Raw genomic sequence first — 18,972 nt, forward strand, 5'->3', positions numbered from 1 at the left:
CGGCCGTGGCTGCCGGGATTCCGCGGTCCGGATCCCGAAAACAGGTAGGAAGTTGAGGCAAGCTGAGTCAGGAAATCCGCAAGTGCTCCAGGACTTCCCCGGCGCCAGGGTAGGCGGCTTGAGTGCCCTTCTTGGTGGTGGCGAGCGCCGCGGCAACCGAAGCGAACGCCGCAGCCTCGGCCAGGGTTTCGCCTGCGGCAAGGCGGGCGGCAACGGCGCCGGTGAAAGCGTCCCCCGCGCCGGTGGTATCGACGGCGTTGACCTTGGTGGGTGCGATCCGGGAGATTTGTTCCCCGGAACGGCGAGCGAATCCAACACCACCGAGCCATGTGAGCCGAGGGTAACCAGGACCCGCTCCAAACCGCGCTCGGCGAACTGGCTCCGGACCGGTTCCCAAGCGCTTGCATGCGCGCCGGGGTGGGGCATCTCGGCCTCGCCAAGGAACATCGAAGCCTCGTGGGCGTTGACCAGCAGGACGTCGCTCAAGGCGGCCAAGCTCTGCGGGATTTCGGCGTAAGGCGAGAGGTTCAACAAAACCGTCGCACCGGCGTCGTGCGCTGTTTTGGCAGCCGCCTCTACGGTCTCCAGGCCGACCTCCAGGCAAAGGCAGAGCACCGCGGCGTCGTCGAAGACGTCCGCGGAAATGTCTGCGGGGGCGAGCGTCCCATTGGCCCCGGCCGAAATGATGATGTTGTTCTCGCCGTGAGCGTCCACCGCAATGACCGCGACGCCCGTAGCCACGTCCGAGGAACGGCGGACCCGGGAAACATCCACGCCCGCTCCTTCCGTCGAATCGAGGAGCATGGTGCCGTTCGGGTCATTTCCGACCGCGCCGATCAGGCTCACCGTACCGCCCAATCTGCTCGCTGCGACGGCCTGGTTGGCGCTCTTGCCACCGGGATTGACCGCAAAGCCGTTGCCGTGGACGGTCTCGCCCGGAAGCGGGAGCCGCTCGCAATAGATGGTCAGGTCCGCATTCAAGGACCCGACGACGACGATCCGGCGGGTCACTTTTCAACCTCGGCTTCGAGGGGCTTGGGAATGAGCAGCGACGCCGCGAAGGCGGCAACCGTGATGGCCAGACCGACGACGACGACCGTCAAGTAGGAGGATTTGGCGTCGCCGAGGGCGGAGGTCGCCACAAGGACGGCTGGAAGCACCAGGAAGCTCAGGCCGGCGCCGAGGTTGAATGCGCCGGCGTTCATGCCGGGCAGGAATCCGGGGTTTCCTGCGGGGGAGAGGACAACGCCGAGTCCGTTGAGCATGATGTTGACCGTACCGGCGTACATAATGCCGAGCAAGGCCGTTCCGGCGATCATGAGCGGCAGGCTGCTGAGGCCGAAGAAGGCGATGATGGCCAGGGCCGCGATGCTGCCTACCATGCCGATGCGCAGGACCTTGGTGTAGCCGAGGACGGGGGCGAGCCGGCCCGTGATGGGACCGAATACCCAGCCGAGGAGGGCATACGGGGTGAGGATCATGAGGGACATCTCGGTGGGGCCAACTCCGAATCCCGGTGCGGCGGCCTGGACGTAGGCGGGAACGATGCCGTTGATGACGGCGAAGATACCGGTCATGGCGAGGGTGGTGGTCAGGAGCGGTGCCCAGGTGGAGCGCTGGCGAAGGTGGATGGTTTCCACCATCGGCGCCTTGGAGCGCTTTTCCACCGTCCAGAAAGCCGCGAACGCGACGACGGCGACCACAATCAGCCCGATGGCCAGCATCAGGGTGCCGGACGAGAATGCGCCAACCAGCTTGGAGCCCTCATTGAGGGCCGTCAGGAGCGCGCCCACCGCGATCACGATGAAGAACACGCCGAGCCAGTCCATGGTGGTGCCGGCCGCAGGCTTGCTTTCGCCGGCCAAGAGGGCGATCAGTGCCGTGGCCACGACTGCCAGGCCAACCATGAGCCAGAAGATGCTGCGGAAGCCGAAGTGCTCGGCGAAGTAGCCGCCCACGAAGGAGTCGACGCCGGCCACTCCGCCATTGACTGCGGTGATGAGTCCCATCAAGGCCCCGTATTTGCGCGGGTTGTTGACCGCGGAGCGCAGCATGATGAGGCACAACGGGACGGTGGGTCCGCTGACGCCCTGGATGATGCGGCCCACGAAGAGCCACGTGACATCCGGGGCCATGGCCGCGATGACCGAGCCAACGGCCATCAGGAGCATCATCCCGAGCAGGATCTTCTTGCGTCCCACGATGTCGCTGAGCCGCGGCAGGAAGAGCGAAAACAACGCCGCGGCGGTGAAGAACCAGGTTTGGGAGAGGCCGATGACGGCCTGGTCCGTGTGGAGCTCGTTGCCCATGGTGACCAGGGCGGGGCTGAGCATTGAAGCGTTGAGCTGGAAGGCCACGCAGGCGGCCAGCAAGGCGACCATGAGGGCCGTGACGTTGCCGCGGCTGGTCTTGGTTTCGTTGATAAGGGTGGTCATTTACTTGGCCTCTCCTGCGATGCTGCCGGCTCCGGCGATGGCGGGCTCGTGCGGTTCGACGGCGGCGGGAGCGTGCGGTTCGACGGCGGCGGCCGCATTGCCGGGTTCGCCGATGCGGACCAGCGCGTCCGTGACGAGGTTCCAGAACTTCTCGTGGTCGAGGTCGACCGCGACGGAAGTGTTGCAGTCAGCGGGTGCGGGGGCGCGGAAATCGGCCACGGTCATGCCGAGGGTGAGCTTGCCCTGCAGTTCGATGTCGACGGGTACCTTGCGGGTGCTCACGACGCTCGGATCGATCACGTAGGCCACGGCGCAGGGATCGTGGACCGGTGGATAGTCGAAACCTTGGGCGTCCTTGTAGGTCTTGGTGAAGAACTCCATCAGTTCCATCACGAATTTGGCAGGCTTGGTGCCCACGGCAGCGATCTTCTCGACAACCTCCGGAGTGGCCAGCGCCTGGTGCGTGAGGTCCAGGCCGACCATGACCACGGGCCATTTTTCGTTGAACACGATGTGGGCGGCTTCGGGGTCGATGATGATGTTGAATTCGGCCACCGCGCTCCAATTTCCTACATGGTAGCCGCCGCCCATGAGGACCACTTCCTTGACGCGTTCAACGATGCGCGGTTCCTTGCGGGCCGCCATGGCGATGTTCGTGAGTCCCGCGGTGGGGACCAGGGTCACGGTGCCCGGTTCGTGCGCCATGATCGTCTCAATGATGAGGTCGACGGCGTGGCGCGGGTCGAGCTCGATCGTGGACTGGGGCTGTTCGGGGCCGTCCATGCCGGTTTCGCCGTGGATGTCCGGCGCAGTTTCGATGGACCGGACCAGGGGACGGTCGCAGCCGGCGGCAAAGGGAACGCCTGTGATGCCGGCGATGGTGCCTACCGACAGGGCGTTGCGGGTGACCTTTTCGAGGGTCTGGTTGCCAACCACCGTAGTGACGGCCAGCAGCTCGATGTCCGGGTTGCCGTGAGCCAACAGCAGGGCTACGGCATCGTCATGGCCGGGATCGCAATCCAGGATGATCTTCTTGCGTTCACGGGTCATGGTGTTGGGGTCCATGTTCATCTCCACGTCATTGGGGCCTGCGCAGGCAGGGCGCTAAAGCATTCAGAGAAATTCTGGCACTGGTGCAGGGGTTACGTCAAGCGCTTAACGTTCGTGGTGTCAAGCGCTTGATGCCTTGCCGCGGGGAAAGGTCCGATTCACCGCTACGATCGATGTATGGAATCCGCCAATCGAGTTCACCAAGCCCCAAACCGGGTTCAACGCGTCACCGCGGCGATGGTGGCCTCGCTGGCAGGGGTTTCCACGGCGACGGTTTCCCTGGTCGCCAACGGCAAAACCCAAGGCAGGGTCTCCGAAGACAACATTTCGCGCGTCCGCAAGGCCATTGCCGAGCTTGGCTACGTGGTAGATGGAATCGGCAGTTCCCTGGCCAAAGGCGTGAGCTCGATTGTGATCCTCGTGGCGCCGGATATCTCCAACCCGTTTTTCGCCAAGGTCATCGCCGGGGTCCGGGAATCGCTCGGCTCCGATTACCAGCTGCTGCTCTCCGTGACCGACGCCGGTGAGTTCCCCCGCGCTGACGATGTCCGGAGGCTCTTGGCCCTCCGCCCTGCCGGCCTCTTGGTGGATGCACCCAGCGCAGCCTTCCTGGAGGAGCTTTCCGTTGCCGGGCCGCTGGTCCTTCTCGATGCCCCGGGCCTCGAGTCCTACGCCCCGTCCGTCAATCTCGATGTCGCGCACGGTGCCCGTGAATTGGCAGCACATCTTGCCGACTCGGGGCACAAGCGGGTTGCCTACATGGACAGCGTGACCGGAACGGCAACGTTCGAGGTGCGCCGGGCGGCGTTCTTGGACGAGGCCCACGCGCGCGGGATTTCCGTGGCCGACGCGCACATCATCAGTACCACCATCGACGTCGGCGCTGCCGCGGCCGCCTTTGCCGCCTGGCCGGACTGGCAACGCGCCGGGGTCACCGCCGTCGTCTGCGGGACCGATACCCACGCCTACGGTGTGCTGCAGGAAGCCCGTGTGGCCGGCGTCCGGATTCCGGAGGAACTGGCAGTAGCCGGCTTCGACGACCTGCCATATTCGGCCACGAGCAACCCGAGCCTGACAGTGTGTGTGCATTTGCCGGCCACTCCACTCGGACTCAAAGCGGGCAAGCAACTGCGCGGGCTCATGGAAGGCCGCGAGTTGGAGCAGCCGCAATTGACGCTGGAGAGCTCGTTGGTGGTGCGGGGCTCCACTGGGGTAGGGAGCGGGCTGGTTTGGTGAGGTCCATCGAACTGCCGAGCTAAAAATGTCAGGGGTCCCTGAAATGCTTTAGTTATGGCCGGAAATCGGGAAATCCAGTGGGCGGGGAAGGCCGTGGCATCCGGCCGTGCGGTTCCGGATGACGTGGTTCCGGATGACGCGGTTTTGGATGACGCGGTTTTGGATGACGCGGTTTTGGATGACGCGGTTTTGGATGACGCGGTTTTGGATGACGCAGTCCCGTGCCTCCGTTTGCAGGATCTGATCCATGCCGTGAACTCACTCCGGCCAGGCCTGGCGAACGGCACGGCATCGGCCGGCAGTACCGAACTGACCGACCGCGCCGAATTGATCGACCGCGCCGAATTGACCGACCGCGCCGAATTGATCGACCAGCTGCGGGCCCTAGAGGATTTGAAGTCCGCTGTCGCGGGCGCGCAGGCCCGGATCACCGTCGCGTTCGATGCCGCCCAGCGCAGCGCGGAGTCAGATCTGGGTGTCCCGGTCGCAGAACAGGGGCGCGGCGTCGGAGCACAAATTGCCTTGGCCCGGCGGGAATCCCCGGCCCGCGGATCCCGGCTCCTGGGACTCGCGAAAGCCCTGGTGACCGAAATGCCCCGTACCCTGGCCGCACTGGACACCGGGCAGCTGAACGAGTGGCGCGCCACCCTGCTCGTGAAGGAAACAGCGTGCCTGGCCGCCGAAGACCGCTGCGCCGTGGACGAAGAGCTCGCCGCCGACACGGGGATCTTTGACGGCGCCGGAGACCGGGCCATCATCGCCGCGGCCCTGACCGCGGCCTACCGGCGGGACCCGCGCTCCGTCACGCAGCGCGCCAGCCACGCCGCCACCGAACGGCACGTCAGCCTGCGCCCGGCCCCGGACACCATGACCTACCTGACCGCCCTGCTTCCCGTCGCCCAAGGCGTGGCCGTGCACGCGGCCCTGAGCCGGCACGCCGACACCCTCCGCCCGGCAGGGGACACTCGCAGCCGCGGCCAGATCATGGCCGACGCCCTCGTCGAACGCACCACCGGCACCCCCGCGGGGATTTGCGGCGTCGAAGTCCAGCTCGTCATGACCGACCGCACCCTGTTCCAGGGCGACAGCGAACCCGCCCGTCTGCCCGGCTACGGCATCGTCCCCGCCGGTTGGGCAAGGACAATGCTCGCCGGGAACCACCAAGCCGGGCAGCACCGGGATCTGAAGGTCTGGCTCCGGCGTCTCTTCACCGCCCCCGGATCCGGGGAGCTTGTCGGCGTGGATTCCCGGGCACGCTTCTTCCCGGCGGGTTTGCGGCGCTTCATCCAAGCCCGCGACGACACCTGCCGTACCCCGTACTGCGACGCGCCCATCCGGCATTTCGACCACATCGTCCCCCGGCACGGCGGAGGACCCACCAGCCTGAGCAACGGGGCGGGCTTGTGCGAAGCCTGCAACCACACCAAAGAACTCAACGGCTGGGCAGCACGAACCGGCATGGGGAGACGGCATGTCTTCGACATCCGCACCCCCACCGGCCACCGCTACCAATCAACAGCCCCGCCACTTCCGGGTGCCCATCCGAAAGCCACCGACGAACCCGGCATTGACTTGCCCGGCGCCCAGCTGGCCGGGGCGTCCCAATCCGGAGGCCACCGACGCTGGCTCCGAGCACAAGCCAAAGCCCTTAAATACGGCCGCGCCATCGAACTCCGCACTAGGCTGAATGCCGCTTAGGTCTTAGGCCTGGACACCCTAGGATCGCCGCTGCTATCTGTCCCGCTGCTCGCAGCTGCTAGAACCTAAGAAACGCGCCCTAGTGGATGACGGCCAGCAGGACGCCCACCGACATGAACAGCACCCGAAAGTGCGGTTGAGGACCTTCTGGCCATGTTCGTTGTGCGTGAATCGTTGGAAGGAACGGGCTGCCAAAGCGAAGAAGAACCACATGACGCAGATGTCGATGAAGACGATCGTGGTGCTGAGGATCAGGTATTGCGGAATCAAAGGCTGCTCGGGGCGGGTGAACTGCGGCATGAAGGCCAGGAAGAAAACGATCGCCTTGGGGTTGAGCAGGTTCACCCAAACGCCACGCTGGAACATGGACCAAGCCGGCTCATTCCGCCGCGCCTCGACCTTTTCCTTGTCCAGGTCGGGCCGGTGCAGGAACTGCCGGATGCCCATGTAGACCAGATAGGCCGCTCCCGTGTAGCGGATTACGTTGTTGAAGACCACCGGCGAGCTGGAGACCAGAACGCCCACGCCGAGGGCCACGATCAGGATGTGGACGATCAATGCCGCCTGTTGTCCCAGAACTCCCCAGATGGAGCGGCGGAATCCCGAGGTGAGCGAATTGCTCATGGTGGAGATGGCGCCAGCGCCGGGAGTGAAACTGATCAGGGTGCCGGCGCCTACCAGGGCCAGCCAAAGTGAAATCTCCACCGATCCAGCTTATGCCCGTAGGATGCGGTGCCCGGATGCGCGGCTGGTGCGGCTACCAAAGCGTTTCGACCAGAGGAAACTTATGAAACTCCTGGTCGGCCGTTATGACCACCATGGATTCCACGATTGCCTGCGCAGCGATCAGCCTGTCGAACGGGTCCCGATGTTCCCAATCGAGGTATCCGGCCGCGAGCGCATGCACGCTTCGGATGGGCAGTTCCTCGTTGCACAGTTCGGCGACGTGCCGGGCGTAACCCAGAAGAAGTCCGTCAAGGCCCTGAAGCTTGCCCAATTTGTGTTTATAGCCGAGCTCGTAGGCGCTGGCTGACGACGCCAAGAGACGGTTGTCGAATGACTGAATAACGCGCCTCGCCTTGGACGAGAGCTTTCGAGGTTCGGTGAGGGCCCAGATCAGGGCGTGCGTGTCGAGGAGGTAAGGGGTGCTTCCCACAGCGCACGTTCCTCCTCATCCAGGGGCTCAAGAAAATTGTCCGGAAGTTGTCCTTTGACGAATCCGAGGCGGCGTGTGGTGGGACGCTCGATCATCACCAGCCGGGCAACGGGCGTACCGGCTTTGGCGATAACCACCTCTTCGCCCCGTTCAACCATGTGGAGGAGTTCAGACAGGCGGGTCTTTGCTTCCTGGACGTTGTATTGTGCCAGGTTGACCAAGTCTAGTTGGTCAACCTCAGTCTGGTAAGGCTCCGTGGCGCGGTGGACGCCCGCAACCCGTAGCCGGGGAAGCTCACTCACAATTGCCAAACTTCGAATGTACCCAGTGAGTCATGGTGTCCGGGAGATCATGTCCCGATGCATATTGGTCAAAGTAGGAGTGCGGCCCGGCGGACATGTAACCGGTTTCGTCGAGGCCAAAAGGGCCGATCATGTGGAGTCCTCGCTCTGCGGCTACCTCTGACAGAAGCTTCGCTTCCGATCACCACGAGCCTCGGGCAGAGCTTTCCTTCTTGGACGATAAGCGGACGGGCGAGAAGCTCAAGGTCAAAGCCTGCTTGAAAAATCATGTTTTGAGGCTATTCGCGGCCATGAACCGCAGACAGAGGCCACTTTGCCTATGTGGACAACTACCCCAGACTCGCCGCTTTCACCAAGAGGTACTGCCGCTCCTGGAGGCTCTTGGTCTTCTTTGCTGCGCCAAGGAAGCACTCCCGGGCCCGCATGCGATCCCCGGACATTTCGAGCAAGTGCCCGCGGACGGCGTCGAGCCTGTGCCAGTCTTTCAGCTCTGCCTCAAGGCCGTCCAGTAGCTCAAGGGCGGCCTGCGGCCCATCCACCATTGCCACGGCAACGGTGCGATTGAGTGTTACGACCGGGCTCGGGGCCATGGCCTCGAGAACCGTGTACAACGCCAGGATCTGCGGCCAATCGGTCTGGTCCGCGGTGGTCGCCTCGGCATGGACCGCGGCAATGGCGGCCTGTAATTGATAAGGCCCGGGATGCCCCACGCCGAGCACTGATGACAGAAGTTCCAAGCCCTCGGCAATCTGCGCCGAGTCCCACAACCTGCGATCCTGCTCCGCGAGCGGCACGAGCACCCCGTCCGGCAGGGATCTGGCCCGGCGTCGGGCATCAGTGAGAAGCATCAGAGCAAGCAGTCCGCCCACCTCGTGTTCGGCCGGGACCAGTCTCCGGAGGAGCCGCGCAAGGCGGATCGCCTCCCGGGTGAGCTCTTCGCGCTGCATGGATGGCCCGGAACTCGCCGCGTAGCCCTCGTTGAAGATCAGGTACAGGACATGGAGCACGACGCCGAGCCGCGCCTTTCGCTCCCCGGCTTCCGGGAGCTCGAAATGGGCTCCCGCCTTTCTGATGCTCTGCTTCGCCCTGCTGATCCTCTGCCCCATCGTGGCTTCCGGGACCAGGAACGCACTGGCGATTTCCGCCGTCGTGAGCCCTCCGACCGCCCTTAAAGTCAGTGCGAGCTGCGAGGGTGCTGAAAGAGCTGGGTGGCAGCACAGGAAAAGGAGGGCGAGGGTATCTTCTGCAAACCCGCCCGTGTCCCTCGTCGAATAAGGCGCTTCGCTGGGCGGCGGTTCCAACGCTGCCGCCCGCTTTTCGCGCTCTTGCCGGGAACTTTCGCTGCGCCAGTGGTCCACCAAACGGCGAGTGGCGACGGTGAGCAGCCACGCCCGGGGGTTGTCCGGAACGCCGGAATCGGGCCATTGCAATGCGGCCTCAAGCAGCGCTTCCTGGACGGCGTCCTCGCATTCGGCGAATTGGCCGTGCCTGCGCACGAGCACGCCGAGGACCTGCGGCGCGAGGGTGCAGCAGGCCCTCGAGCATGGACTCCCGGGAAGGCTTGGCCAAAGGCTAGACCTCCGGCGGCTCGTCCTGGACGCGGCGGAGCTCCACGACAGGCGCGTATTTCACGATGCTGGAGCAGATTTCCACTGCCCGTTCCTCGCTGGCCACGTCCACCACCCAGTAGCCGATGAGGGATTCCTTGGCCTCGGCGAAGGGCCCGTCGGTGGTGATGACACCGTTGTCCGTCTGCTTGACGAGTTTGGCGGTGCCAGGATCGGCCAGGCCCGCGTTGAAGACCATCTCGCCGGAATCGCTGAGATCCTTGTCGATCTGGATCATGAAGCCGATCATTTCCCTGATCCATTCGGGATCGGCGGTTTCCATCATGCCTTCCGCGGAACCAAACATCATGATCATGTATTTCATCTCGAACTCCTTATGTGGGCGCCCCGTGCGGACGCTTTCGTTCATGGGTCGGAACTGCATGACGCTTTTCGACATGGCTAAGGGAATTTCCCGCGGGTTTTTGGCAGGCGCTAGGCCCGCGCGATGACCTCTCCATTCGGAATCAGGAAAAAGCCATCATCCGTGGAGCCCCAGCGGTGCCAACCGGCGGCAATCCGGGCCAGATCTGCCTCGTTGGCGAGCCCGTATTCCAGCGCCTGCTCGGCAAAGGCGGAGTGCAGGACGCGTTCACTCCACACCCGCGATTGCCAGCGGCGCTGCTGGGCGGTCGCGTACAGCCAGTTGCTGCTGGAGGGCGCGACGTCGGTAAAGCCCGCCTGCTGCGCCCAGGACACGAGTCGCCGCCCGGCGTCGGGTTCTGCTCCGTTGCGTCGGGCGATCTTTTGGTAGAGCTCCATCCAGTCGTCGAGCTCGGGGACCTCCGGGTACCAGCTCATGCCGTGGAAATCGGCGTCGCGCACCGCAACGATGGCACCGGGCTTGGCTACGCGCCGCATTTCGCGCAATGCGGCCACGGGGTCGGTCAGGTGCTGCAGGACCTGGTGCGCATGGACGAGGTCGAAGGTCTCGTCCTCGAAGTCCAGATCGTAGATGTTGCCGGTCACGAATTCCACGTTTTCCACGCCGCGCCCGGACGCCAGCGACGCAGCCTGGGCCACGATCTCAGGGGACCGGTCCAGCCCGACTGCCTTTGCGGGGGCCACCAGCTCCGCGAAGTCGCACGTGATGCTCCCAGGTCCGCATCCGACGTCGAGCACTGATGTTCCGGCGGTGAGATGCGGGATGACGAACGCGGCAGAATTCTCGGCCGTCCGGGAGGCGTGGGCGCGTACGACGGATTCGTGATGGCCGTGTGTGTAGACGTCTTCGGGCTTCTGCTCGTTCATAGGGAAACGCTACCCCACAGACTCGAAAGCGGGCGGAACTGCCCAACTAGCTCGCATTTGTTGTCGCTATGAGGCGTCATAACGGCAACAAATGCGAGCTAGTTGGTGCCCGCGCCGCCAGGGTTCCTCGGCGTGGGGACTAGCTGGGGTCCTCAGGCCGGCTTCGATACGCGGCCAGGAACGTCGAAACCCTACGCACGGCTTCCTCGATTTCCCGGACCGACGGCAGGATGACGAAGCGGAAGTGGTCCGGGGTGGGCCAGTTGAAGGCCGTGCCGTGGGAGACCAGGATCTTCTGGTCCTGCAAGAGGTCCAGGACGAACTTCTCGTCGCTCTCGATCGGGTAAACCTCGGGATCCAGCCGTGGGAACAGGTACATGGCCCCGGCTGCGGGGACACAACTCACGCCGGGGATCGCAGTGAGGAGCTTCAAGGCAAGATCCCGTTGTTCGCGGAGCCGGCCCCCTGGCTTGATGAGTTCCTCGATGCTCTGGTAGCCGCCCAAACAGGTCTGGATGGCGTGCTGCGCAGGAACATTGGAACACAAACGGAGGGAGGCCAGGAGCTCCAGTGCTTCACGGTATTCGGCGGTGGCGGCATGCGGGCCGGTCAAGGCTACCCACCCGGCACGGTAGCCCGGCATGCGGTAGGCCTTGGAAAGGCCGCTGAAAGTCAGGACGCAAATGTCGTCCGCCACGGACGCGGTGTGGATGTGCTGGGCGTCCTCGTAGCGGATCTTTTCGTAGATCTCGTCTGAAAACAGGACAAGATCATGCTTGCGGGCTAATGCCGCGAACTGCTCCAGGATGTGGCGTGGGTAGACCGCGCCCGTGGGGTTGTTCGGGTTGATGATGACGATGGCCTTGGTGCGCTTGGTGATCTTCGCTTCGACGTCGGACATGTCCGGCCACCAGTTCTGGCCCTCATCGCAGAGGTAGTGCACGGGCTTGCCGCCCGTGAGGGTGACTGTTGCGGTCCACAGCGGATAGTCCGGCGCGGGAATCAGGACCTCGTCGCCGTTCTCCAAGAATGCCTGCAGCGTCATGGAGATCAGTTCGCTGACGCCGTTGCCGATGAAGATATCCTCGACGCCGATATTCATCAGGTTCTTGGTCTGGTAATACTGCGAAATCGCGGTCCGCGCCGTGAAGATCCCTTTCGAGTCGCTGTACCCCTGGGCACCGCGGATGTGGTGGATCATGTCCACCACAACCGACTCCGGCGCCTCCAGTCCGAACGGTGCGGTGTCCCCGAGATTCATCTTGAGGATGCGGTGCCCTTCGGCCTCCATTGTCTTGGCGGCTTGCAGGATGGGACCGCGGAGCTCGTAACGGACGTTCTGTAGTTTGCTGGAGTGCTGCATCGGGCGCATGGTTGATCATTTCATGTCTGGCGTCTGACCGCCCGGTGATGACGTTTTGCTGGAGTTTTGCTTCCTTTTCACTCCCACCGGATGATGACCGGCAGGCTGCTCGTGTTGGCTGGGACTTCACGCTCAGTGCCGCGGACCGCGACGACAAAGTGCTGGAGGTCGTCCGCCGAGGCAAGTACCTCGAAATGGCCCGTGGGATCGCTCACGACGGCGGTGGCTGACGAATGCGCTCGGATGTAGGCATCTGGGATGCCTTTGTTGTGGACATCGACCAGCCGGCCGTGGATCCGGCGGGACACCGTGGTGGTCGCGACGAGTGGTTTAGCGGCTGGAGGGTCGGAAGGCTCCTCGAAGCGGATCCCGACGGGAATGCGGACCAGGAAACCGAGGCCCTGGCGGATGCCTGCATCGTATTCGTCTGGCTGGAACTCGCCGCTGGAGACCACGGAGTACTGGTTGTGATGCTCGACGGCCAGAAGGAGCTTCTCCATGTTGTCCAATTGGGTGGGGCCATGGCATTCCACGGCTACCTTCAATTCAAGGTCCAGCAAGGGGCCTTCCCGCCGGGATCGGCCCACCCTGTTCATGGCGACGGTGTGGACGGTGACAGGTGCATCGGTGGGTTGGCTGGCGAGGGGTTCGGAGCCGTCGTCGAAGCGGACACGCTCTGGCGAAACGGCGTCGGAAAGTATCCCGAGGAGTTCGGTCAACGATGATCGCACAACACCCACGGTGTCACCCCACCAAGTGGTCCAGCACAGCCGATGTGGTCAAGGTTACTCTTGCACCGCCCTGTGAGTCACCGGAACATCGGGCGTAACTCCAGTCGATGGTTCATGGCTTGGCGTGACGTCTTTGCGGGCCGCCACGGTGGCCTCGATGACGCCCTGCAGGAAAGTCATCACGGTGTGAAGTTCTTCCGGTGAAAGTGCGCCGATGACCGGGCCGATGGCGCTTGCCAGGGGAGAGAACAGTTGACTTCCTGTGGCGCGTGCCGACTCCGTCATTTCCAGATGAACCTGTCGCCGGTCCTTTTCGCTGCGGTGGCGCGCGAGATGGCCCGCCCGGTCCAGCCGGTCCACGAGCGCAGTTGTTGCCGGCGAGCTCAGGTTGAGCGCTGTTCGGAGGGCGCCGGGGGTCATGGTCCTGCCTTCCCGGGCAGCGGCGACCATGGCAGCCAACGCATTCAGGTCTGTGCGATGGAGATCGTGACTGCTGCTGACGGCCTCTACGTAGCGATCGGTTTCGACCGTGAATTGTTGGAGTAGCCCGAGGAGCGCTGCAGCGGACGGAACGTGCTGATTGTCATCCATGAGGCCTCCTTCAGCCTCAAATTATCCCACTGATGTGCCATTGACCAATTATCTCCATCATAGATATATTTCATCGTGGAAGTAATTGGAAAGGGTGTGGGGATGATGGACAAAAAACCAGGAGCCGGCAATCGAGGCCGCTCGCGGTGGTGGATAGGAGTGGCTGTGCTTTCGCTGATCGCATGGATGGCGGTCGGTGGAATGGGCGGACCAACTTTTGGAAAGCTCAGCGAGGTATCCAGCAACGACCAAGCCTCGTTCCTGCCAGCCAGCGCTGAATCCACGGAAGCCCGTGAATGGCAAAGCAAATTCACTTCCGGCGGGAGCGTTCCAGCGGTGGTGTTGATCGAGTCGCCGGAGAAGCTCTCACCCCATCAACTGGCTGGCCTGGCGTCCCTTGGCGCCCAACTGACGGCTGTCAACGGAGTCAGCCCTTCGGCGTCGGTTGCTGGGCCGATTCCGTCCGCGGATGGGAACGCTGCGCAATTCATCGTCCCGGTTGAGCAAGGAAACGGAGTCAAAGGGAGTATCCAGTCGCTTCGAGCAAAGGTGGCAGGCTATGTGGCGGAGGCCGGTCTTCCCGCCGGGACGGCCACCTACGTGACGGGACCGGCAGGCTTCCTCGCGGACTTGGTCAACGCCTTTGGTGGCATCGACGGGATACTTCTCTTCGCGGCCTTGGGTGCAGTCCTGGTGATCCTGCTGGCCGTTTATCGATCCGTAGTGCTGCCCTTTGTGGTCCTGCTGACCGCTGTCTTCGCGCTGTGTGGCTCCATTCTGGTGGTCTTTGCCTTGGCGAAGGCAGGCGTGGTCCAGTTGACGGGCCAGAGCCAAGGGATCCTGTCCATCTTGGTGGTAGGTTCGGCTACCGACTACGCCCTTCTATTTGTGGCCCGATACCGGGAGGCCTTGGCCTACCTGCCCAACAAATGGTCGGCAGTAGGACGCGCGTACAAGGGTAGCTTCGAGGCCATCCTGGCATCGGGAACAACCGTCGCCTTGGCGTTGCTCTGCTTGCTCTTCTCGGAATTGAACTCGAACCGTGGGCTCGGGCCAATCGGCGCGATCGGAATCGGCTTTTCAATGTTGGCCAGCCTGACGCTGCTTCCTGCGGCCCTTGGCTTGCTTGGCAGGTCCGCCTTTTGGCCGCGTACACCGAGGAAGAATCCGGCCAACTCCGACATCCCGCGCGTCTGGAGGCTTTTGTCCAACACCATCAGCAAGCGGCCCAGGGCCGTGTGGGTGGGCGCGGCTGCCATTCTGGTGGTGTGCGCCTCGGGCCTCCTCCAACTCCAAGCCAGCGGGGTTCCGCAATCGGATCTCATCCTGAGCAAATCGGAAGCAGTGGACGGTCAGGCGGCGCTCGGCCGGCATTATCCCGCCGGGGCAGGAAGTCCGGTGGTGGTTGTCGCCGACGAAAAGGCTGCGGATGCGGTCCTTGCGGCTGTCGTAGGCCAGGAAGGCATCTCGGATGCCGCCATGGTGGGCGCTCAGGCCGGTGCGAGCCAGCGCCCGCCGGGCCAACCCCAGTCGAACAATGCGCCCTTGGTGCGGGACGGCCGGGTGCTGATCAACGCCACGCTGTCCTCGGAGGCGGATTCGGCGAAGGCTGAACAGACCATCGCAACGCTCCGGCAGAAACTGCATGACGTGGCGCCCGGGACGTTGGTGGGAGGAACGACGGCCACCGCGGCGGATACCAATGCCAGTGCGCAGGCCGACTTGTGGCGGATTATTCCGATCGTCCTGGCCGTCATCCTGTTGGTGCTGATGGCGTTGCTGCGGGCCGTTCTGGCGCCACTATTGCTGATCGGCACCGTTGTGCTTTCCTATGCGGCAGCGTTGGGGGTCTCGGCTTGGGTTTTCAACCATGTGTTTGGATTCCCCGGCGCGGATGCCTCGGTTCCCCTTTTTGGCTTTGTGTTCCTTGTGGCCCTTGGAGTTGACTACAACATCTTCCTCATGACCCGTGTCCGGGAAGAGTCGCTGGGGGCCGGAACCCGGCCCGGTATCTTGAAGGGGCTCGGTGCGACCGGCGGTGTGATTACTTCCGCGGGGATTGTCCTTGCCGCAACGTTTGCCGCCCTCGGGGTCATCCCGATCCTCTTCCTGGCGCAGATCTCCTTCATTGTGGCGTTCGGCGTGCTGCTCGACACCACCATCGTTCGCTCGCTCCTGGTGCCCGCCCTGTCTTATGACATCGGCCGGCGGATTTGGTGGCCCGGGCGTCTCGGCACGGTTCCCGCGGTAAAAGAGATTCAGCGGGCAACCGCGGCTTCCTGATCCCGCCACCAAGCGACCGTTGCCGCCATCGCGTCTGCAAACGGTGTCGGCTCCAGTTCCAGCATTGCCTGGCTCGCCGTGGAGTCCATGATGAACGGCCGCTCGAATTGATACAGCATTTCGGCCAGCTCGCGCATGTCGATCGAGAACAGGCCGAGGGTCCGGAGCAGCCAGCTCGGAACCACGCTCAGCTTCGGTTCTGGAGCGCCGGCCGAGCGGGCGACGTTTCGCGCGATGCCGCGCATCGTCATGGCCGGTCCCGTGGGGGCGTGCAGCACCGAGTTCCAGAGCTCCGGCTTGTGCGCGGCAGCGATCATGGCCGCGGCGAGATCCGGGACGTAGGTGAAGGAGTGGGGCTGGTCGGCGCTTGCGAGGACTTGGACGGTTTTGCCCCCAAGGACCAGCGGCACCATGCGCTCGCCGGCGTGCGCCATGCGGACCAGGGGTCCGAAGAAGTCGCCGGCCACCACGCTGACGGTGTTCGCCGCGTGGCCTTCGCGTGCCTTCAGCAGGGCGGAGCGGATCCCGCGTTTGCCTCCGGCAGCTTCGCGCGGGCTGCCTTCGGTCATGATCTTGTCCGGCTCGCTATAGGAGTAAAGGCTCTCGGGGAAGACGACGACGGCGCCTGCCGCCACAGCGGCGTCCATCACCACTTGCTCTGCTTGTGGAAGCTCGGCTGCCCAGGCTTTGGCGCGGTAGGCCGAGCCGTGGATGCAATGAAAAACGCCTGTGGCGCCCTCCAAGGCTTGAGCCACTTTGGCCGGATCCGAGACGTCCACACGGCGTTTCTCGATCAGCGCGTGCTCCGGGCCACTGCCGGAGCGCGTCAGGATGCGCACCCGCTCGCCGCGTTGGGCAAGTTGCTGGGCTATGGTCCATCCGACAGGTCCTGCTCCGGTGACGACGTACATGGTGGTGCTCGCTTTCTGCTGGGGAATCCATTCAGAGAGCAGTGCTCTCTGAATTCAGGATGAACCTTCCTGGACTGCATGTCAAGAGCGCTGCTCACATTTGTTGCCTATGCTCTCCCTTATGGCATTCTGGGGTGCATGAACCTCCCTCCCGCCGCAGAGGCCAAACGATCGACTCCCGGGAGCGTGCCCGGGCCCAAACCGTGGCTGACATCATCCGCTTGGGCCGTGAGCACCTTGCGCTGCACGGAGCGGCGGCACTGTCGCTGCGCGCCGTTGCGCGGGATCTTGGCGTGGTGTCTTCGGCTGTCTACCGCTACGTGGAGAGCCGTGACGAACTGCTGACCCTCCTGCTGATCGACGCCTATGGCGAGCTCGGCGACGAAGTGGATGCCGCCGTCGACGCCCTCCCGGCCGACGATTACCGCGGCAGGTTCCTGGCGCTCGGGCTGGCCGTTCGTCAGTGGGCCCTGCGCGAGCCAGCCAGCTATGCCCTCCTGTTCGGCAGCCCGGTGCCCGGATACCAAGCGCCCGCAGAGCGCACCGCCCAACCTGGAACTCGAGTGATCTACCGGATGGTGGGGATCTTCGACGCCGCCCACCGCGCAGGCGCCCTGGCCGCCGACGTGGCGCCCGCCGTCGTCGTACCTCCTGCCCTTGCGGCAGACTTTGCGGCCATCCGGGCCGAACTGGGCGTTGCCGTTCCGGACTCCACGCTGGCGCGGGGGGTGCTGGTATGGACGTCGGTTTTCGGCGCGGTCAGCTTCGAAGTGTTCGGCCAATACGGGGCCGACACCTTCGTTGCGCGGGACGAGTTATTTGAGCATCAACTTGAGGTCTTGCTGGGGATCGTGGGGCTGTAGCCGCTCCCGCAACACGCGTGAATGACAGTGCCCGAAAGGTACAGTGACCTCATGGCCCGTGGACTTGCTGACATTGGAGCGGAGGGCGTCTTGCTCGCCGGGGCAGGCCGCGCCATCCTGATGCAGATCGCGAATCCGGCGGTGGGGCACGGCGTCGCGGAGCACAGCAACTTCGCCGAGCGGCCCCTGGAGCGACTGCGGGCCACGATGACATACGTCTATGCGGTGGTCTACGGCTCGGAGGAGCAATTGGCCCAGGTACGGCGGTCCGTGAACCGTGCCCACGCCCCTGTCCGCCGGGCGGCGGACGACGCGTCCAAGGGGTACAACGCCTTCGACGCGCAATCCCAGCTCTGGGTCGTTGCAACCCTGTATGACACTGCCGTCACCGTCTACGAAAAGGTCCACGGAGCCCTCGACGACGACACTGCGGATCGCATCTATAGCGAGTATGCGCGGATCGGTACAGCCCTGCAGCTCCCTCCGGAACTTTGGCCCGCCGACCGCTCCGCGTTTGCGCGCTACTGGGACGAATCGTTGCGGAACCTGGAACCGGATGCCGCCGCTTTGCGGGTTGCCCGCGAGCTCTTGTATCCCACGGGCGGCCCGTTTTTATTGCGCCTCACCATGCCGTTGGCCCGGTTGCTCACGGCGGGTCTGCTGCCTTCGCAGCTCCGCGAGGGATTCGGACTGCCCTGGAACGCGCGGCATCGGCGCGGCTTTGACGGCACCATGCGTCTTCTGGCCGCGGCCTATCCGAAGCTGCCGCAGGGGGTCCGGCACTGGCCGAAGAATTACTATCTTGGCCAGCTCGGCGAGCGACGGGCCGATGCGTGAACTCACCGCGATAGAGGAACTTATCGACGGGAGCGCAGCCCGTTTCGTAGGCCATTCCCCTGCCCAAGGACTTCGATCCAGGCTCACTGAGTTCACCGTCTTCGGCCTCAAGCAGGCGTGGGCGTGCGTCTTCGGCGCTTCGCTCCTTGCCGTCATCTTTGCTGCCCACCTTTGGTATCCCGCCGACGCCGCCCTGGCCAGAAACGATTTCATGACGATCGCCGCCGTCGTCATCCAAATCGTGATGGTCGCCACGAAGCCGGTGCGTTATGTACTTTCGGGTGTTTCGGCGTCGGCTCCGGATGCCGCTGCTCCTGTCGTTCCAGCTGGATGGCTGGCGCTTGGTGTCGTCGGAACGCTGCGGGGTCGCCGGAACGCTGCGGGGTCGTCGGAGCCTTCCGGCGAGCCGGCACCGTTCCCACGAGTTCGACGCCGGCCGGCGTTCTCCCACGGCGAAATCGAGCAAAATTCCCAGGGTTTCCGCGGTTTCTCGACCCCAGATAGGCAAAGTTGAGCGTAACCGACTCAACTTTAGATTGACATTCGAGAGGGTCTGAGTACAGTTGAGTGCAGAACGCTCAACTAACCGAAGGTTGAGTGCTCCCCGGCTCCACACCCTCCACGGGGGTTGCCGGGTGAAATCTCGATCGTCGGCCAT

The 18,972-nt window shown here is 64.0% G+C and carries 18 protein-coding genes and 2 pseudogenes; 6 read left to right on the forward strand and 14 right to left on the reverse strand.

Annotation, left to right across the window (positions count from 1 at the left end; translation table 11 throughout):
* Window positions 1-67 precede the first annotated feature (67 nt).
* From ABD884_RS00100 to uriH, 3 genes and pseudogenes are all read right to left on the reverse strand, one after another.
* A pseudogene (locus tag ABD884_RS00100) lies at window positions 68-1,011 on the reverse strand (ribokinase).
* The gene (uriT, locus tag ABD884_RS00105; protein ID WP_345033262.1) at window positions 1,008-2,435 is read right to left on the reverse strand and encodes a uridine transporter UriT; all 1,428 of its coding nucleotides are present in this window, start codon (window positions 2,433-2,435) and stop codon (window positions 1,008-1,010) included. Before uriT ends, ABD884_RS00100 begins: the two are co-directional and overlap by 4 nt.
* Complete coding sequence (gene uriH, locus ABD884_RS00110; protein ID WP_345033263.1) at window positions 2,436-3,500, reverse strand: uridine-preferring nucleoside hydrolase UriH; 1,065 nt, start codon at window positions 3,498-3,500, stop codon at window positions 2,436-2,438. It lies immediately after the preceding gene.
* 162 nt (window positions 3,501-3,662) lie between these two features.
* On the opposite strand from uriH, the gene ABD884_RS00115 reads away from it, so the two are divergent.
* Both ABD884_RS00115 and ABD884_RS00120 read left to right on the forward strand, forming a co-directional pair.
* Window positions 3,663-4,721, forward strand: coding sequence for a LacI family DNA-binding transcriptional regulator (locus ABD884_RS00115; protein ID WP_425548235.1), 1,059 nt, complete (start codon window positions 3,663-3,665; stop codon window positions 4,719-4,721).
* A gap of 54 nt (window positions 4,722-4,775) precedes the next feature.
* Window positions 4,776-6,419, forward strand: coding sequence for an HNH endonuclease (locus ABD884_RS00120; RefSeq protein ID WP_345033264.1), 1,644 nt, complete (start codon window positions 4,776-4,778; stop codon window positions 6,417-6,419).
* A 79-nt stretch (window positions 6,420-6,498) separates the two neighbouring features.
* On the opposite strand, the pseudogene ABD884_RS00125 reads toward ABD884_RS00120, so the two are convergent.
* The 10 genes and pseudogenes from ABD884_RS00125 to ABD884_RS00170 all read right to left on the reverse strand — a co-directional run bounded on the left by ABD884_RS00125 (window position 6,499) and on the right by ABD884_RS00170 (window position 13,420).
* A pseudogene (locus ABD884_RS00125) lies at window positions 6,499-7,124 on the reverse strand (LysE family transporter).
* A 52-nt stretch (window positions 7,125-7,176) separates the two neighbouring features.
* Window positions 7,177-7,575, reverse strand: coding sequence for a type II toxin-antitoxin system VapC family toxin (locus tag ABD884_RS00130; protein ID WP_345033266.1), 399 nt, complete (start codon window positions 7,573-7,575; stop codon window positions 7,177-7,179).
* On the reverse strand, window positions 7,536-7,877 hold the full coding sequence (locus ABD884_RS00135) for a type II toxin-antitoxin system Phd/YefM family antitoxin (protein ID WP_345054314.1): 342 nt from the start codon (window positions 7,875-7,877) through the stop codon (window positions 7,536-7,538). The genes ABD884_RS00130 and ABD884_RS00135 overlap by 40 nt, the downstream gene beginning before the upstream one ends.
* On the reverse strand, window positions 7,870-8,010 hold the full coding sequence (locus ABD884_RS00140) for a hypothetical protein (RefSeq protein ID WP_345033267.1): 141 nt from the start codon (window positions 8,008-8,010) through the stop codon (window positions 7,870-7,872). Before ABD884_RS00140 ends, ABD884_RS00135 begins: the two co-directional genes overlap by 8 nt.
* Before the next feature lie 196 nt (window positions 8,011-8,206).
* Window positions 8,207-9,496, reverse strand: coding sequence for an RNA polymerase sigma factor (locus ABD884_RS00145; protein WP_425548306.1), 1,290 nt, complete (start codon window positions 9,494-9,496; stop codon window positions 8,207-8,209).
* Window positions 9,450-9,854, reverse strand: a complete 405-nt coding sequence (locus ABD884_RS00150) for a YciI family protein (protein ID WP_345033268.1) — start codon at window positions 9,852-9,854, stop codon at window positions 9,450-9,452. Before ABD884_RS00150 ends, ABD884_RS00145 begins: the two co-directional genes overlap by 47 nt.
* A gap of 65 nt (window positions 9,855-9,919) precedes the next feature.
* On the reverse strand, window positions 9,920-10,735 hold the full coding sequence (locus ABD884_RS00155; protein WP_345033269.1) for a methyltransferase domain-containing protein: 816 nt from the start codon (window positions 10,733-10,735) through the stop codon (window positions 9,920-9,922).
* A gap of 139 nt (window positions 10,736-10,874) precedes the next feature.
* Entirely contained in the window at window positions 10,875-12,107 is a 1,233-nt protein-coding gene (locus tag ABD884_RS00160; RefSeq protein ID WP_345033270.1) for a pyridoxal phosphate-dependent aminotransferase, read from the reverse strand.
* Window positions 12,108-12,175: 68 nt separating this feature from the next.
* Window positions 12,176-12,838, reverse strand: coding sequence for a hypothetical protein (locus ABD884_RS00165; RefSeq protein WP_345033271.1), 663 nt, complete (start codon window positions 12,836-12,838; stop codon window positions 12,176-12,178).
* A gap of 45 nt (window positions 12,839-12,883) precedes the next feature.
* Entirely contained in the window at window positions 12,884-13,420 is a 537-nt protein-coding gene (locus ABD884_RS00170; RefSeq protein WP_345033273.1) for a MarR family winged helix-turn-helix transcriptional regulator, read from the reverse strand.
* A 102-nt stretch (window positions 13,421-13,522) separates the two neighbouring features.
* Here ABD884_RS00170 and ABD884_RS00175 point away from each other — a divergent pair, with 102 nt between their 5' ends.
* The gene (locus tag ABD884_RS00175; protein WP_376955197.1) at window positions 13,523-15,703 is read left to right on the forward strand and encodes an MMPL family transporter; all 2,181 of its coding nucleotides are present in this window, start codon (window positions 13,523-13,525) and stop codon (window positions 15,701-15,703) included.
* Here the strand turns inward: ABD884_RS00175 and ABD884_RS00180 are convergent.
* A complete protein-coding gene (locus ABD884_RS00180) occupies window positions 15,679-16,614 on the reverse strand; it encodes an NAD-dependent epimerase/dehydratase family protein (RefSeq protein WP_345033275.1) in 936 nt (311 codons plus the stop codon). The two genes, ABD884_RS00175 and ABD884_RS00180, sit on opposite strands and share 25 nt — an antisense overlap.
* A 134-nt stretch (window positions 16,615-16,748) precedes the next feature.
* On the opposite strand from ABD884_RS00180, the gene ABD884_RS00185 reads away from it, so the two are divergent.
* The 3 genes from ABD884_RS00185 to ABD884_RS00195 are packed head-to-tail and all read left to right on the forward strand — an operon-like array spanning window position 16,749 to window position 18,828.
* Entirely contained in the window at window positions 16,749-17,477 is a 729-nt protein-coding gene (locus tag ABD884_RS00185; protein ID WP_345033276.1) for a TetR/AcrR family transcriptional regulator, read from the forward strand.
* Between the two features lie 51 nt (window positions 17,478-17,528).
* A complete protein-coding gene (locus tag ABD884_RS00190) occupies window positions 17,529-18,314 on the forward strand; it encodes an oxygenase MpaB family protein (protein ID WP_345033277.1) in 786 nt (261 codons plus the stop codon).
* Window positions 18,307-18,828: a DUF817 family protein gene (locus tag ABD884_RS00195; protein ID WP_345033278.1), complete on the forward strand. Its 522-nt coding sequence runs from the start codon at window positions 18,307-18,309 to the stop codon at window positions 18,826-18,828. Before ABD884_RS00190 ends, ABD884_RS00195 begins: the two co-directional genes overlap by 8 nt.
* Window positions 18,829-18,972: the final 144 nt, after the last annotated feature.

It is taken from the genome of Arthrobacter methylotrophus (genome assembly GCF_039539965.1).
GTDB lineage: Bacteria > Actinomycetota > Actinomycetes > Actinomycetales > Micrococcaceae > Arthrobacter > Arthrobacter methylotrophus.